1 protein-coding gene is annotated in these 476 nt (G+C 66.2%); it reads left to right on the top strand.

The window, feature by feature from the left end; all coding sequences use genetic code 11:
* Positions 1 to 476: glycosyltransferase (locus LC419_RS23765; protein WP_223609672.1), on the top strand; the 476-nt coding region annotated here is incomplete at both ends.

Below are 476 nucleotides of genomic sequence, written 5' to 3'. Positions count from 1 at the left end.
TCGAGGGGCCGATCGAGGTCGTGGTGGTCTTCGACAAGATTTCCGTGGACCCGCTCAGCGACATCGAGGTTCCCCGCGGCCGCAGGCTCGTGACGATGGCCAATGCGCGGACACCGGGATTGGCCGGCGGGCGGAACACCGGCATCCTGGCCGCCCAGGGGGACGTGATCGGGTTCTGCGATGATGACGATGTCTGGCATCCGGACAAGCTGGCCCAGCAGATGGCAACGTGGCAGCAGGCGCCGCAGGCGGTGGCCATTGCCAGCGGCATCGATATCCGCACCGACGGCACGAACATTGTCCGCACCCCGCCCGTCCAGGTGACCTTCGATAATTTCCTGCGCTCCCGGGTCACGGCCATCCACCCCTCGACGATGCTGTATCGGCGCGAAGACCTGGTGGGCCGGGTAGGGCTGGTCGATGAGCAGCTTCCTGCCGGTTACGGCGAGGACTACGATCTGCTTATCCGCGCCACG

This window comes from Chryseobacterium sp. OSA05B, from assembly GCF_019970065.1.
Classification (GTDB): Bacteria; Bacteroidota; Bacteroidia; order Flavobacteriales; family Weeksellaceae; genus Chryseobacterium.
The sequence above is the reverse complement of the archived record's forward strand: the minus strand, read 5'-3'. Positions and strand labels throughout refer to the sequence as shown.